Here is a 16,359-nt window from a genome sequence, read left to right as displayed (position 1 = left end):
TGCTTAACCACTTTAAATAGTAGCACGGTATATTTGACAGGTCAAGAAATAGAAAGAAAAATAAAGAAAACTTCCTTATAGATATGTAAAATTAAAATTAAAAATAAAAAAATACCTTAATAAAATAGAAGTACTTGTTTATATTTTTTGTTTTGTTATAAATATAGATTGGAAGGCGAAAATAGGTTATTAGAAAATCTATTTTTAATGAAAATAATAAAATGTGGGGAGTACTAAAAAGAGGACAGGAGAGTGTTATGAGAAAAAAATTAAGTAAGGTAATGGCATTAATATGCGTTGCTACAATTACAGTAACAAGTATGCCTTATTTGTCTGATTCGACTAAAGGTGCAACTATGGACTTTAGTGTTGAAAACAGTTCAGTAATGGTAGACAAAGGCGGATATAAGAAAGAAGTCTATGGTGTTGGTACAGACGACTGGGGAGTAACATGGACAGATAGAAAAAACAATTTACCTACAAGAACAACATATTTAACAGATAATTACAAAGAAACAGTTGGAACAGTACCTACAAATGATTGGGCGAGCTCAGTTGTATTTGACAAATATTCAGAATCATTGTACGCACATCCACTTGCATACCGCGCAGCAAGTAATGGAATGCAGATGGCATCACCGGCGGTTACTAGTGGTACATCATATGTAGATGGAGAGCCTACAGTAGAAAGTCTTTTAGAAGATAATACAGTGGAACTTGTTATCGGAGGTAATAACTTTAGTGCAAAGGATGCAAAAGTTGATAAAACTACAGACTGGACATACGATATATTGATGGAGAACAATGCTTCAACATCAAGCATAATGGCGACAATCGGAAAAGGAACACCATATGCTTATTACAATTTTAAAAATGTAGAACCTACCATTTCACTTGGAGCAGGTGGAACAGATCTTGCGATATATAAAAATTCAACATCTTCAAATATTTTAGGGGTAAGTCTTAAGAACAAGAAAGACGGAAAGACACATTACTACTTAATCAGTGCACCAAGTGGTACAACATGGGTTAATGCGGGTGGAAAACTCACTGCAAAAATGCCGGCAGGAAAAAACTACATGTCAGTTGCAATATTACCTGACGGAAGTGACAATGCATTTGAATTATACAAAAAATATGCATTTAACTTTATTACAGATACAAAGGTTGAGTGGAAATATCTTAGTAATTCTTCAAAGGTAGTTACAAAATATAACGTGGTTACAAAGAACATGGAAACAGGAGCAAACGGTGGAGACACAATTATTGCTTTATATCCTCATCAGTGGAGATATGCAAACAGTAAATTTACAGGATATACATACGACACAATAAGAGGAACAATGAAAACAGTTGTTGGAACAAACTATTCTACAACAATGCAGTATAATGGAATTTTATCATCACTTCCTGTAACAAAAGATGAAGAGACAGTAGGAAAAATAAAGGATCAGTTAGGATATTTATACTCTTATAGAAAATCAAAAGATAATCCAAAATGGATTTGCTTCTTAGAAGGTCAGTATGGCGGATATGATACATACTGGGTAGGAAAAAATCTTAACACATTATCAGATGCAATATGGCTTGCAGACCAGTTTAAAGATAACGACATGAAGACTATGACAAATGACATGGTTGAAGGTGTTGAAGATTATCTGGAATTTTGGTTTGACCCACATCGGGCATATATAGACGGTCAGCATGTAGATGATTATTTTTATTATGATAAAGAGTATGGAACACTTATTGGCTATCCTACATCATATGATTCAGATAAGCAGGTAAATGACCATCATTTCCATTACGGATACTGGATAAAGGCAGCTGCGGCAGTTGCAATGAAAGACCCACAGTGGGCAAAAGAGTGGGGTGGAATGGTTTATGAAATGATAGGCGATATAGCAAATGCAAATAGAGATGGTAGCAGCTATAACAAAAACAGCGAGACAAGATATCCGTTTTTAAGAAATTTTGACATATATGAAGGACATTCATGGGCATCGGGAGTTGCCAACTATGAATTTGATGAAAATGGTGAAATGGTAGATAAAAAAGGTGGACTTTCAGGTGGTAACAACCAGGAATCATCATCAGAGTCAGTAAATGCATGGTCTTCACTTATTCTTTGGGGAGAAGCTGTTGGCGATGAAAGAATCAGAGACCTTGGAATCTACATGTACACAACAGAAATAGCAGCAATTGAAGACTATTACTATGATGTACATAATGAGATTTTTACTAAAGAATATAAAGATAGTAATAATTATAATATCCAGACAGTAACAAGATTGTTTGGCGGAAGATATGATCATACAGCATGGTGGACAGAAAATCCAATAGAAGTTACTACAATTACAATGCTTCCAATATCAGGGGCAACACTTTATATGGGAAAATACAAAGATAAAGTTAAGGCGGTAGTTGACAGCATAGGAGAAAACAGTAAGCAGTGGAGTAATTTTGTGAACAATAAGGAACAGATTTGTACAAATTACGGAAAAAAAGATATGCTTACTGATCCTAAGACAAATCAGGACGTGGTTGCTGAATACTATGCATACTATGACCCGGATGCAGCACTTGCAAAAGTTGATTTAAGTGATAGCGGAAAAGTTGAAAATGGTGAATCAAGAGCACATACATTAGCTTACATTACAAGTTTGAAAGAATATGGAAACCAGAATTTTGATATAACAGGAAGTACTCCATTTTCAGTTGTATTAGAGAAAAATGGAGTTAAGACTTACGTTGTAGAAAATCACACAGATAAGACACAAAGAACATATTTCTCAGATAAGACATATGTTGATGTACCGGCAAATTCAGTTTATGCAGGTGGAAAGAGCGGAGATGGAGAAAATCCAAATAAAGATGATTCACAGGAAATAACAAAGCCTGAAGCAACTACAGCAAAACAGAGTGAAACTACAACAAAAGAAGAGACAACAACTAAAAAACAGGAAGAGACAGTAAGTAAAGAACAAACAACAACTGACAAGTTGAATGAATCTACCACAGAGCAGGTACAAGTTACAACAAAAGACGAAATTAAAGAAAATCAGTCTACAAAAGAAAATAAGCATTCAGATGTGACAACAACTGCGAATAAAGAAGGTTTTAGTATAGGTGGATTGGGTAATGATGAAAAATATCAGGCACCTGGTAAAGTTAAAAAACTTAAAGTAAAAAAGAAAAGCCTTAAGAAGATTCGCCTAAGTTGGAAAAAAGTAAGTCGTGCAAACGGATATCAGGTTTCTGTAAAAGTTAGAAAGAAAGGCAAATTTAAAGTTGTAAAGACAATAAGAAAAAATAAAAATAAATATATTAGACGCAAATATAGAAATAAAATTATTTATGTTAAGGTAAGAGCGTACAAAATAGTTGCCGGAAATAAAATTTATGGAAAATATTCTGCTGTTAAAAAGTATAAAAACAAATAATTAAGTAAAGCCATTATTAAGGATGATTAGCACAAAATGTTCTTGGTAATGGCTTTTTATTTGAAAAAATAAAGTATAAAACTTATAAAAAACTCAACAAAATGCGACGAAACTATTGACTTTCACTCACTAAACTGATAAAGTGAGAGCTGTTAAAAACGTTTCAAAACGTAAGATAAATTAAATATGGGAGGTTTTACAATGAAAAGCAGGTTACTAAAGGGGATTTCCTGTCTGCTTGCTTGTGTAATGTTGTTGGAGGCTACATTACTGTACTTTACAAAAGATGTTTATTCCAACGAAAATGTAATTGCACTAAAGAAAGAGGCAGTGAAATGGATTGAAGACAGTCAGAATGAGGATGGCTCATGGGGGAAGAGTTTAGGTATATATAATACAGCAGAAGTATTAAAATATACAGGAAAACAAAATCTTTCAGGGGATGTCAGAGAGAAAGCCGTAAAATATCTTGATACGGCGTATGAAAATAACAATGACGATCTATATAGAAAAAATTCCATTAATGAAATAACAACAGAAGATAAAATAAAAGAAATAATTAAAATGCAAAACAATGACGGAAGTTTCAGTGTAAGCGATGAATACAAAGGTGACATATTTGATACACTTCTTGCACTTGAAGCAATGCTAAGCAGCGAATTGATGAATAAAAAGTCAATGGAAAAGGCTGTTTTATTTGTTTTGTCAAACCAGAAAGAAGATGGTAGTTTTTCATACACCGGCAAAAAAGATGGTGGAGTATACATAACTGCATATGCAGCTTTTATATTAAAAAAATACATCAGCGAAAATGGTGGAAAAGAAAGTGAAAAGCTTGCCCTTAACAGAGCAAATGAGTATCTTGTTTCAAAGGAAAATGAAATAATCGGAAATGATGAAGAATCATTAATGAATTTATTAATGATTACAATTGCGCTGACAGAGATTGATGCAAATAGAACATTACAGAGGATTGAAAAAGTAGGAAAAGAAATAAAACAGGATGGAAGTCTTAATCAAGATGAATGTTTAACAGCAATGTTTGTTTACGCAATAGATGAATATCTTACATTTGTCAGGGATGAATCAGTTATATCGGGTCCCCAAATAACAGGTATAGTAATAAATTCAGATGAAAACATAACCGCATACACAGATATAAAAGTTGTTCCGGAAATAATTGGGATAAATGATGAAAAACATGAAGTGTCTGTGTGTATGGGAAACGAAAGCACAGCTTATGTAAAAGGAACAGAAACTGACGATGGATATGTAATTAATACGAAAAACATGGAACCGGGTGAATATTACATTGTTACAATAGTTACAGATAAAGAAAGCGGACAGGTTGTGGCAATAAAAAGAAAACAGGTAGAAATCAGTGAAGGAATTAAAATATTTAAATCAGTTCTTAATTATTCACCAAAGTCAGTATCTGTTAACACAAAAAAAGAAATAAAGTTTAAGTTGAGGGCAGAAACAGGAATAAACACGAATACGGACATAGACATAAACATAAATGTTGAAAATCAGAATGGCGAAAATGTTTATGAAGACAATCGTAACATTGATGCAGACGCAAATACAAAATACATTGAATGCAATGATTTTTCATTCATGTCACAGGCAGACACGGATGATTTATATACAGTAACAGTAAGGTATAAGAATAAAAATACGGTTATTAAAACCGACAGAGCGCTGATAAAAGTTTTTGATGAAGAAAATGAAAACAGAATTGACATAAAATACGAGGCTGATAAAGATGAAATAACTGACGATGATAAATATGTAAATGTTAAGTTTGACATGCAGGGAATTGGTCTTTCGGAAAATATAAAAAGAAGACCGATGGATATAGTTATCATATTGGATAATTCCGCGAGTATGGGTGATAAAGATTGGAAAAATGCGGTAGAAGGGGCAAGAATAATAACTAACTATATTCAACCGGAAGACAGAGTGTTAATAAGGTACATTAACTTAAATAATCCGGCATGCAAGTTTATAAGTGATAAGAAAAGTTTGAATCAGGTTCTGGATAATGTTAACAAAAACATAAATTATTGGGGCGGAACACCTATATACAGTTCAATAAATAATTCGATAAATGATTTTAAAAATTCCGAAAACAGAGACAAGGTAATATATCTGTTTTCAGATGGAGAACGTTCAGCAGATTCAGGAACACTTAATGTTAAACAAATCACGGAACAGAACATAACAATATATTCAGTCTTTCTTGAATCTAATGCATCAGAAAGCAGCAGAGCGGAGGCAAAAAAGACAATGCAGTACATAGCCGACATCTCAGACGGTGTGGCACTAACCGCACCGACAAATGATGAAATAACTGAATGCGTGGCAAAACTTGCAAACGACATATTCATGGTTGCGGGTAAAAACATAGAACTTAAGATGAAATTAAATAAAGACATAAATCCTGATGATATTGAATTCAGCAATGCCCCTGATGAAATAATAAAAAATGATGATGGCACAAATACACTCTTATTTAAGACGGGCTACATAAGCGTAGGTCAGGATAATAATATGGAAATGAAAATGCCGGTAAGTGTTTCAGGCAATGAAGAAATAATTAATCTTATGGATGAGATAACACTTTCATACACAAATGAAAATGATGAAAAGGTTGAGCTTAAACTTGATCCTTTAACCATAAAACGAAAAATTACAACTGAAATTGTTGAAACGGAACCTGAGACAAAACAGAGTACAGAAGAAGTAGATAAAAAGGGAATATATGCCAAAAATGTTATCCCAAAGGAAAGTGACGAGCAGGGCAAAGCCATTAAGGGAAATGTAAGTGTGGACAACACGGATATGGAAACAGGAGATACTGCAAAAATTTCTTATGTAATCGAAAATAAAGGACAGGAAAAGGAAAACGGCATTTTAAAAATAAGTGCAATAAACATAAAGAACAAAAATGTAACTGAATTGGAAAATAAGGAAACGAAAATCGGACAGGGAGATAAAATTACTGAAACCATAGATACAGACACTTCATTACTTGGAGAAGGAAATTTCTTAATCATATATCAGTTTGTGACAGATGATGAAGTATTTCTGATGGATGAGGCAGGATTTAAACTTACAGACCATGCTTATAATTTTAAAATTCAGTGTACCGATGGTGGAAGCATTATCTCTGAAACAAATGATGCCTATAAGGAGGGACAGAGCATAAGCCTTGAGGCAGTAGCAGATGAAGGATACATATTTGCAGGATGGGAGTGTGACTATGGAGCATTCTCTGACAGGTATGATAAATCTACAATGTTTACAATGCCGGGTAATGATGTAACGGTAAAAGCCATATTTGCGAAAAAGAAAAATATGGAAAATCACGACAACAGTATTAGTGAATACGTAACAAAAGATAATAGCGGTGAAAAACCGGGCAATGAAATTACAACACAAAAAGCCGTGAAAAAAGATGGAAATTCAAATGTTAAAGGCAGGTCGGAAAAGTCAGAAAAGAATTCTGCCACAACAAAGGGAAAGCATGAGAAGAATGCCAATATAAGTGGTAAACATAAAAAAGGGTATGGTAAGAATGACAGCATTAAGAAAAATAGTGATGGCATAAAAACATACAACGTGGATGAAAATAATCAAAACAACAAAGAAATAAAATCAGGCTCACCCGTAAAAACCGGTGATTTTGAAACAAGAAAAACAATTGCAGCATTGATGATTATTCAGTTCATTTCAATTATAGTCATTATATTTATGGCAGGAAAAAAGGAAAAAGAAGAACAATAGGGGTTAAAAAATGTATAAAGAGAAAAATTTTAACAGGGTTTTAAGTTTTATTCTGATAGTGGCAATGGTGACAGTGTCAATGTATGTGCCGGGAATAAAGCAGAATACCACTAAAAGTTCAGACATAAATGAAGCGTATCAGTTAAGTGAAGCAGAAGTTAAAACACAATCTGCAAAAAATGCTGAGAAGTTAAAAACATACATGGCTGAAAGTGTAAATAAAGTAAAATCAAAAAAAGAAACCGCAGAAAGTCTTAAAAATATTCTTGAATATGTGTCGGAACTTAAAAAATCTGTTACAGATGAAATGAACAAGGCACAAAAATATGCTAAAGAAGAAAATCTTAAAACAGTATTAAAGAGAGTAGAAGAAAGCAGAAAAGAAGTTAGCAAAGACTTTGCAGATACAGAAAATGACATAAACAGAGTGATAAAACTTTGTGACAAAAAAGATGTAAGCAACAAAGAACTAGATAATGAATACGCTAATCTTACAGATGAAGTCAGAAAGATAACGGAAAATGAAGACATAGAAACAAAAGTGCCCGATAAACCACATCAGACCTCTAAAAGTTATGATGTAAGTGAAAGTGTAGGAAAACAGACACCGGATAGCAGTTTGTACACGACATCTTTGTTAAAGAAAATAGAAAACGGAGAGTGTGATGGAGAGAGCACACAGGATGAAGCATTAATTTTAAGTGATGAGGCTAAAAAGATAGCCGATACGCTAAATACTCCTTATGAAATATATAAATATGTAAAAGATACAGTAGATTTTAAGCCTTATTACGGTTTAAGATATGGTGCTACAGGTACATTTACATGTAAGGTGGGAAATGATTATGATACGGCATCGCTTCTAATAGCAATGTTGAAATACAGAGGATTTGAAGCGAGATATGTAGTAGGAACAGTACAGATTGAAATAAAAGAGGCAATTAATCTTACGGGTGCAGACAATGAACAGGGCGCAGTTGATATTTTATCTATGCTTGGGATTCCGACAACGGTAGTAAAGACTGATGGAAAGATAACAGCCGTAAGAATTGAACATGTATGGGTAGAAGCGTACATTCCATATGACAGTTACAGGGGAAGTGGAAAAGTAGCCGGTGCAAAAGAATGGATTCCAATGGATGCCTCATATAAAAAATACGAAAAGCAGGAAAAGTTAAACTATGACAGTGATTTTAATGAGGAAATAAAAAAACTTAGTGAAGAATTAAAAAATGAAAACGCGACAGGGTTTAGTGAAAATCTTGAAAGCATTCAGGATAGGATAACTGAATACGCAAATGAAGAAAGTATTGAAACTGACACAATTCTTAGCAAAAGAAAAATAAAGGAAGACACTCTTAGCTTACTTCCGTCCGTACTTCCATATGAAGTAATAAAGGAAAATGCCGTATTTGACAGGGCACCTGAAAAGGCGAAGGCAAAGATAACATTTAAACTTACAACACCGTTTTACGGTACATACGCAATTGGAGATTCGGATAAAGAAGTAACATTTGAAGCAGCATCATTATATGGAAAAAATGTCTGGATTGAATATGTCCCTGAAACAGATGAAGATGAGAAGATAATAGAAAAATATGGCGATATATATAGCACACCTGCATATCTCATTAAGGTTATTCCATGCATAATGGCAGACGGGGAATGTGTTGCAAAGGGGAATGCAGTACGTCCCGGAACATATACAATATTTGGAATGGATATATATGAAGCAGGATGTGAAACAGTATCAGTTGACAATCCTCTTGTCGCGGGTGGAAGTTATGCGGTTTCATTTGATTATGGAAAAATAAGCGAAGCTGATTTAAGCGATGCAAAGACCGAACTGCTCAGTTTAAAGGAAAAACTTGAATCAGGAAAAGAAAGCAATGACAGGGCAATGGGGGAAACACTTTCAGGAATTGGCACAACATACTTTGCACAGCTTGATATGGCAGACAGTATGCTTGAGGGAATATTAAATGTTACAACATGGAGACAGATAAGTGAGGGAATTTTTGGATACAAACCAAGGGTCACAAGCATATTTGGTGCACCAATCGGAATATCTGAAGGCACAGTGTTTGTTGATATAGACACGGATACATATGGAGTTGCATACAACGGAGATAAAATCAGAACTTCTGAAGTAAACAATGATCAGGAAAATGAAAAAGACAGCAACGATGATAAAGAAAACAAGGTGGACCATAATCCGGTAAGGGATTTCATGGTATATAGCGGATTTGTAGGTTCATATCTTGAAAGCTTTGTCCTTGAGGAAACGGTTGGAACATTTGCCGTATCCACAATGGAAGTATTTAAGGTGGCGCTTTCAAGAGGCATGGAGCTTGTGAAGATAGATTCGCAAAATTCAGATGAGTTTGAAAAAATAAAAGCAGATGACAAGACATTAAGTGAGATGAAAAATGCAGTCAAAGCAGGGCGTACAATCATAGTACCAAGGGAAGAAATGTGTTACTATGGATGGAAAGGCACGGCATATATTGCACTTGATACAAGTACAGGCGAAGGAGCCTACATGATAAGTGGAAGTATGTGCGGTGGCAGTACGGCAATAAACATAATTGTGGGTACAATAAATGTAATAATCGCTGCATATGATCTTATTGCTGCGATAGATATGATTATTTTAGGCCTTGCAAATCCAGTGTTGCTGACAGTTGCACTTGTGTTTCTGGGAGTTGCCGTTTATGCATACATTGACAGTATGTTTACGCTGTTTATGTATTGCAGCACCGGAGAAGGACGGTACGGAGAAGAAATGATGACGAATCTGTACTTCAACGTGACGTTTGGTGTAATAACGAAGGTGGCGGGAACTTTAGGAAAGAAAGTCGTAAGGAAGATAGGGGACACGCTTGTGGAAATGGGCGTAGACAGTAAATATGTTAAAAACTTCTTTACGGAAGAATTTGGAGGAGTATCATGGGATGACAGCCCGGGAACAGGTGGTTCGGGAAGTCACGGAAGTGGAGGAAACGGAAGTGGTTCAGGAAGCCATGGAACAGGTGAAATACCGGGAGGCAGTTCAGGAAACCACGGAAGTGGAGGAACCGCAAGCGGTTCAGGAAGTCACGGAACAGGATATATTCCCGGAGGAGGAAGCCCGGATTACTGGAATTTCATTGATGCATGGGAGTTGCTTAGCAAAAAATACGGTGAAAAGGTAGCAAGCATACTGCAGGAGTTTGGAGAAGACGGACTAAAGCTTGCAGAAAAGTATGGAGATGACCTTGCAAGAATAATCGACAATCTGGAACCGACAGAAGCTAAAAAAGCAGTAAGCCTTATAAACAGTTATGGTGATGATGCACTGGAAATGTTTAAGGAAGGAAAAAGCTTTGATGAAGTAAAGAAGATTGTTGAGGGTGGTTTAAACTCTTATGCTGATTTTAGTAAAGCAATAAGCGATATTGGTATGAGAAGTGATTTGACTGATGCCCAGAAGATAAGAGAATTACAAAAATTGTTTGAAAGTTCGAATTATAAAGCTGATATCAATATACCAAGTGATATTCAGTATGTAAAAGGTTTTGATGCGAAAGGAAATGTAATATATGATTGGCCACCTAAATTAGGCTTTGATGAAAGCACAATCAAATCTATTTCCAGAACAGATGGGTTGCCTAATACTTGGGATAGATATGGATATATGGGAGGCTCTAATTTTGCAGATGTTCCTCCAACGGGTAAATACACATATAGTGAAAGAGCCATTCCTTATGTAGAGAATGAAGCAGCTTATCATACGGGAACTTTTAATAATGCAACGTATTTTGATAAAATAGATGCAATAAAAAATGGAGATATAGATGGATTGAATACAATTTTATCTAAGGAAGGAATAGCGAATGTTAATTCATCATATTTTAAGAATTTGCAAAATACATATAATGATTTTATTGAGGATACGACAGATGCAGTAGGAAGTAATATTGATGCCACTTACGGGTTAAAAGGAACAGCAGCTTCGTGGGGAGATATGTCTGGAGGAGCAGGACAATATGTTACTCCACTTAACGGAAATACCATGAAACGATTAGGAATTATAAATTGAGGTAGTACAAATGAATAGAAAAGAATTTTTGAAAATTAAAGAAGAACTACAATGTAAATTAGGAAAGTGGAAGTTGGAGATTGGCGATGAAATTTTTGCTGATTTTACAATAGGATGTTTTTATGATACATGTGAAAAGAAATGGAAAGTGTATGTCAATAATGAGCGAGGGAGACATAGAATTAGATTGATAACTGAAAACGAAGAGGAGGCTTTTGATGAATTGCTATCAATTGTAAACTTTGAGGTTGAAAATAATAGATATATTTAATTTTGCCTTTATAATAAGGAAATTCAAGACCTCATATTGAGTTTATTATGGTTATACTTTCGGACTCCCAACAACCTATAACTATTGCACGTCTATTAATTAACCATCATGGCTGTTGCGAAGCAATTAAGAATCCATGATGTTAATTTATAGACACTTGCGAAATTTTGCCGAGTTGGGTATACGAAAGGACATTGCAAATTCAATATGCTGAAGTAACGCACTCTTAGTAACAAAAAAATGTTGCAAAAAGGTGCGTTTTCCTGTGAAAGTATTATTATAAATGGTGCGGGTATTTTATAAAAGTCAGTATTACAAGCGGTATTTAAGACACATGGAAAAAATGTCTGGATTGAATATGTCCCTGAAACAGATGAAGATGATAAGATAATAGAAAAGTATGGCGATATATATAGCACACCTGCATATCTCATTAAGGTTATTCCATGCATAATGGCAGACGGGGAATGTGTTGCAAAGGGGAATGCAGTACGTCCCGGAACATATACAATATTTGGAATGGATATATATGAAGCAGGATGTGAAACAGTATCAGTTGACAATCCTCTTGTCGCGGGTGGAAGTTATGCGGTTTCATTTGATTATGGAAAAATAAGCGAAGCTGATTTAAGCGATGCAAAGACCGAACTGCTCAGTTTAAAGGAAAAACTTGAATCAGGAAAAGAAAGCAATGACAGGGCAATGGGGGAAACACTTTCAGGAATTGGCACAACATACTTTGCACAGCTTGATATGGCAGACAGTATGCTTGAGGGAATATTAAATGTTACAACATGGAGACAGATAAGTGAGGGAATTTTTGGATACAAACCAAGGGTCACAAGCATATTTGGTGCACCAATCGGAATATCTGAAGGCACAGTGTTTGTTGATATAGACACGGATACATATGGAGTTGCATACAACGGAGATAAAATCAGAACTTCTGAAGTAAACAATGATCAGGAAAATGAAAAAGACAGCAACGATGATAAAGAAAACAAGGTGGACCATAATCCGGTAAGGGATTTCATGGTATATAGCGGATTTGTAGGTTCATATCTTGAAAGCTTTGTCCTTGAGGAAACAGTTGGAACATTTGCCGTATCCACAATGGAAGTATTTAAGGTGGCGCTTTCAAGAGGCATGGAACTTGTGAAGATAGACTCAAAAAACATGGATGAGCTGGAAAGGATAAAGGCAGACGGCAAAACCATAAGTGAAATGAGAAATGCCGTCAGTTCAGGAAGAACAATCATAGTACCAAAGGAAGAAATGTGTTACTATGGATGGAAAGGCACGGCATATATTGCACTTGACACAAGTACAGGCGAAGGAGCCTACATGATAAGTGGAAGTATGTGCGGTGGCAGTACGGCAATAAACATAATTGTGGGTACAATAAATGTAATAATCGCTGCATATGATCTTATTGCTGCAATAGATATGATTATTTTAGGCCTTGCAAATCCAGTGTTGCTGACAGTTGCACTTGTGTTTCTGGGAGTTGCCGTGTATGCATATGTTGACAGTCTGTTCACACTTAGCATGTACTGTGCCACGGGAGAGGAACGGTACGGAAAGAAGATGATGACGGACCTGTTCTTCAACGTGACTTTTGCAGTAATGACAAAAGTGGCGGGAACTTTAGGAAAGAAAGTCGTAAGGAAGATAGGGGACACGCTTGTGGAAATGGGCGTAGACAGTAAATATGTTAAAAACTTCTTTACGGAAGAATTTGGAGGAGTATCATGGGATGACAGTCCGGGAACAGGCGGCTCAGGAAACCACGGAAGTGGAGGAACCGGAAGCAGTTCAGGAAGTCACGGAACAGGATATATTCCCGGAGGAGGAAGCCCGGATTACTGGAATTTCATTGATGCATGGGAGTTGATCAGCAAAAAATATGGTGAAAAGGTAGCAAGCATACTGCAGGAATTTGGAGAAGACGGACTAAAGCTTGCAGAAAAGTATGGAGATGACCTTGCAAGAATAATCGACAATCTGGAACCGACAGAAGCTAAAAAAGCAGTAAGCCTTATAAACAGTTATGGTGATGATGCACTGGAAATGTTTAAGGAAGGAAAAAGCTTTGATGAGGTAAAGAAGGTTATTGAGAGTGGTACAGAAACAATAAAATTTAACGAAGTTAAGACATTTACAGCAGAAGAAACTAATCAATGGTTTATTGATAATGTCAAGCCTGATTATAATCCACCATATAAACCTGGAACTTTAGTGAAGGAAATTGAACTTACTGAAAATACTACTTTTGTTAGAGTATATGATAATATGCCAGATGGATCGGGTATGTATGGAAGTTGGGTAATGAAAGCAGATGATATTAAAGGACTAACACCCTTAGAGATACAAAATAAGTTTGCTTTACCTAATACCCCTAAATATATATGCGATGTGGAATTGGAGGCTGGAACTCACATAAGAGTAGGCGAGGTCAATCCTTTAGATGGATGGGGGAATGGTGGTGGAACACAATATGATTTAATTGGGCAAAGAATTGGTGATTTTAAGAATGAGAGGCTTTTGGAGGGTAATTAAATGTATCAATACGAAAAGAAGCATATTGAAATCAACGGGAATAGTTATGATTTCGAATTTGATATTCGAGCTGTAGTCCAGTATAAAGAAAAGTTTATAGTATTACTTGGGATTCCATTTAATAGAACTGAGATTAATAACATTTATTGTTTGGATGCTCAAGCAAAATTAATTTGGCAATCAGAGGATTTATCTACTCGCTATCCAGAGTTAAAAAATCTTCTTCCTTATGAGCAGATAGGCATAAAAGATGATACTATTTTTGCATCGGATTTCTATGGACGTAATTATACAATTAATGTAGATAGTGGGAAGATAGAGGGATTTAATATTGTTAAGTAGTATCTTTAAAGAAAATTAATTATAATTTATTAGGGTTATACTTTCGGACTCCCAACAACCTATAACTCCTGCATGTCTATTAATTAACCATCATGGCTGTTGCGAAGCAATTAAGAATCCATGATGTTAATTAATAGACGCTAGCGAAATTTTGCCGAGTTGGGTATACGGACGAACATTACAAAATCAAAATAGAATATTTAGTTCCAATATGCTGATATAAACGCACTCCTAGCAACAAGAAAAAATGTTGCGAAAGAGTGCGTTTATATCAGTTTGTTAGGGAAGTAGATTTAGATACCATCAAAGAACGGCAGCCATACTGCAGGAATTTGGAGAAGACGGACTAAAGCTTGCAGAAAAGTATGGAGATGACCTTGCAAGAATAATCGACAATCTGGAACCGACAGAAGCTAAAAAAGCAGTAAGCCTTATAAACAGTTATGGTGATGATGCACTGGAAATGTTTAAGGAAGGAAAAAGCTTTAATAAGGTAAAGAATGTTGTTGAGAGTGGTAGAAAGGTTATTTCTTATACAGAATATGACAATATATATCAGAGTAGTATACATAATGCAGGCAAAGAAAAAGTAATGCTTGGAAAATATGATGGAGGTGATCCAACCAGTTATATAACAAAAGCAGGAGATGATTATACATATTTTAGTTTGGGGAATGAGTGGGATACTATTAAAACTAAATATGGATATACGGATGATGAAATGTTTAAATTGTTTAATGAGGCATTCCTAGATGATGGAATAAATGAAGGAAAAACATTTCAGTTTTCACATAATCCGATTAATGATACTGGTGCATTAGGAAAAGAGTATCAATACCTATTAAAAAATAATTACAAGTGGGATGCTGAAACTATGACAATGAAACCATAATATTAAAGGAGAATAACAATGAATGTAGATGAATTATATGATTTAGTGGAAGATTTTTTTGGATATAAAGCAAAGATGAGGTATATTAATTCTGCAACAAAGGAAGTGGCATGTGTATTATATGATTCTTTTTTGTTAAAATGTAATTTAGATGATCAGTATGGAAGATTTGGAGCGGGTTTGGAAGTAGGAAAAGAAGGTGTTATAACAGAATTTTTAGGAAAAAGTTGTTCGTTAAATAGCGATGTTGAGTCAATTAAAAAAAGTTTGCAAATTATTGATGATTATTGTAGACTTCGTTTGCCAGATAAGTTTTTAGATTCATATTATAAAGCTTATGTGCTTAGTCAATATGATGATTGCGACATATAGAAGATTTAAACTTTAATTATGTTTAAATTTTCGAACTTAAAGCAACCCAGACTTAATGAATGTCTATTAATTAACAATCATGGTTGTTCAAAAGCAATTAAGGATTCATGATGTTAAAATAATAGACTGTATCAGGTATTTATAAGATTGATTTAAGTTATAAAACAATAAAAACAGGAGACAGTATGATGAAAGATGGAAAATACGCAATTTATTTAGGAAATGAATATACAGCAGGGGAAACTCAAGAAGGAAAAATAGTGTTACGTTCAACAGACATAGAGGATGTGAAAAATGGTTTTGAACCGTGTAAACCGTTTAATATTAAATATATTGAAGATAAAATAGTATGTATGAAATTTGTAAATAGCTCCGAAATAACTGAATATTATAGAATAAGGACAATGGCAATTTATAAAGGTTTTGAATTTGAAATTGTTGAAGAAACAGAAGACAAGTTGTCTATAGTTACAATGATAGGTGATTGCAGGGAGTGGAAAAGATTAGGAATGAAGTGTATTGAAAGGTATGTATATCAGAAATGGATAAACAAAAATGAAGCAGAGATTAAAATAGTAAAGGAAAAATTTAAATTGTAATTATAAGAGCA

9 protein-coding genes are annotated in these 16,359 nt (G+C 34.8%); all 9 read left to right on the top strand.

Annotated elements, in window-relative coordinates; translation table 11 throughout:
• Nucleotides 1-257 precede the first annotated feature (257 nt).
• Nucleotides 258-3,443 carry a glycosyl hydrolase gene (locus CCC31_RS01285; protein WP_290848969.1) on the top strand — a complete coding sequence of 1,062 codons (3,186 nt, stop codon included), beginning with the start codon at nucleotides 258-260 and terminating at the stop codon, nucleotides 3,441-3,443.
• Between the two features lie 201 nt (nucleotides 3,444-3,644).
• Nucleotides 3,645-7,232, top strand: coding sequence for a VWA domain-containing protein (locus CCC31_RS01280; RefSeq protein ID WP_290848968.1), 3,588 nt, complete (start codon nucleotides 3,645-3,647; stop codon nucleotides 7,230-7,232).
• A 10-nt stretch (nucleotides 7,233-7,242) separates the two neighbouring features.
• Nucleotides 7,243-11,313 carry a transglutaminase domain-containing protein gene (locus CCC31_RS01275; RefSeq protein WP_290848967.1) on the top strand — a complete coding sequence of 1,357 codons (4,071 nt, stop codon included), beginning with the start codon at nucleotides 7,243-7,245 and terminating at the stop codon, nucleotides 11,311-11,313.
• Nucleotides 11,314-11,323: 10 nt separating this feature from the next.
• Nucleotides 11,324-11,584, top strand: coding sequence for a hypothetical protein (locus tag CCC31_RS01270; RefSeq protein ID WP_118565958.1), 261 nt, complete (start codon nucleotides 11,324-11,326; stop codon nucleotides 11,582-11,584).
• Nucleotides 11,585-12,037: 453 nt separating this feature from the next.
• On the top strand, nucleotides 12,038-14,143 hold the full coding sequence (locus tag CCC31_RS01265; RefSeq protein WP_290848966.1) for a hypothetical protein: 2,106 nt from the start codon (nucleotides 12,038-12,040) through the stop codon (nucleotides 14,141-14,143).
• The gene (locus tag CCC31_RS01260) at nucleotides 14,144-14,485 is read left to right on the top strand and encodes a hypothetical protein (RefSeq protein ID WP_022089250.1); all 342 of its coding nucleotides are present in this window, start codon (nucleotides 14,144-14,146) and stop codon (nucleotides 14,483-14,485) included. It begins immediately after the preceding gene.
• 463 nt (nucleotides 14,486-14,948) lie between these two features.
• Complete coding sequence (locus tag CCC31_RS01255; protein ID WP_290848965.1) at nucleotides 14,949-15,377, top strand: hypothetical protein; 429 nt, start codon at nucleotides 14,949-14,951, stop codon at nucleotides 15,375-15,377.
• Between the two features lie 18 nt (nucleotides 15,378-15,395).
• On the top strand, nucleotides 15,396-15,749 hold the full coding sequence (locus tag CCC31_RS01250; protein WP_118565947.1) for a hypothetical protein: 354 nt from the start codon (nucleotides 15,396-15,398) through the stop codon (nucleotides 15,747-15,749).
• A 185-nt stretch (nucleotides 15,750-15,934) separates the two neighbouring features.
• Nucleotides 15,935-16,348: a hypothetical protein gene (locus CCC31_RS01245; protein ID WP_147365057.1), complete on the top strand. Its 414-nt coding sequence runs from the start codon at nucleotides 15,935-15,937 to the stop codon at nucleotides 16,346-16,348.
• The last annotated feature ends 11 nt before the right edge of the window (nucleotides 16,349-16,359 follow it).

The organism is Eubacterium sp. LMAG:50, assembly GCF_008680265.1.
GTDB lineage: Bacteria > Bacillota > Clostridia > Lachnospirales > Lachnospiraceae > Eubacterium_U > Eubacterium_U album.
This window is presented reverse-complemented; position numbering and strand designations above follow the sequence as displayed.